2 protein-coding genes are annotated in these 782 nt (G+C 70.7%); both read left to right on the top strand.

Annotation, left to right across the window (positions count from 1 at the left end):
- On the top strand, positions 1–274 hold a 274-nt coding region (locus tag AC1DY2_RS20290; protein WP_476764054.1), incomplete at its 5' end, for a serine hydrolase.
- Between the two features lie 90 nt (positions 275–364).
- Positions 365–782: DsbA family oxidoreductase (locus AC1DY2_RS20285; RefSeq protein ID WP_476764055.1), on the top strand; the 418-nt coding region annotated here is incomplete at its 3' end.

Genomic DNA, 782 nt, shown 5'->3' with positions numbered 1-782 from the left:
CGCCGCCGGCGTGCTCGCCTCATCGAGGCTCCGCGAGTGGATGCTCCGGAACACGACCTCGGGCGCCCGGATGCGCGCCGGCCTCACCCCGCCCTACGAGCTCGCCGACAAGACCGGCGGCGGCGAGTACGGCGTCGTCAACGACGCCGGCGTGCTCTGGCGTCCAGGCGTCGAGCCGCTCACGCTCGTCATCCTCACCCGCACCGACCGGCCCGACGCGGTGCGCAACAACGAGGTCGTGGCCGAGGCCACGCGCATCGTCGTCGGCCGCTGAGCGGCATCCGCGTGCCCACGCGTGCGTGAAGGCGCTCGGATGCCGCGGACGGCCGGGAATACGGCGGCCGCGGCATCCGTTCGCCTCATCGTGACTTCCCCCATCAAGATCGACATCTGGTCCGACATCGCGTGCCCCTGGTGCTACATCGGCAAGCGGCATCTCGAGGGCGGCATCGCGGCCCTCGGGGCGGACGCACCCGACGTCGAGATCGAGTACCACTCGTTCGAGCTCGCCCCCGACACCCCCGTCGACTTCGAGGGCTCGGAGGTCGACTTCCTCGCGACGCACAAGGGCCTGCCGGCCGACCGGGTGCAGCAGATGCTGCAGCACGTGACGGGCGTCGCGGCGAATGCCGGGCTCGACTACGACTTCGAGGCACTGCAGCACACGAAGACGCTGAAGGCGCACGAGCTGCTGCACTTCGCGAAGGATCAGGGGCTGCAGCTCGAGCTCTCCGAGCGGCTGTTCCGCGCCTACTTCACCGAGGGCCGACACGTCGGTCGGG

The sequence above is a fragment of the Agromyces sp. P1_H4 genome (assembly GCF_056405255.1).
Note: the sequence above shows the minus strand (reverse complement) of the source record. Positions and strands in the feature narration are given on the sequence as shown.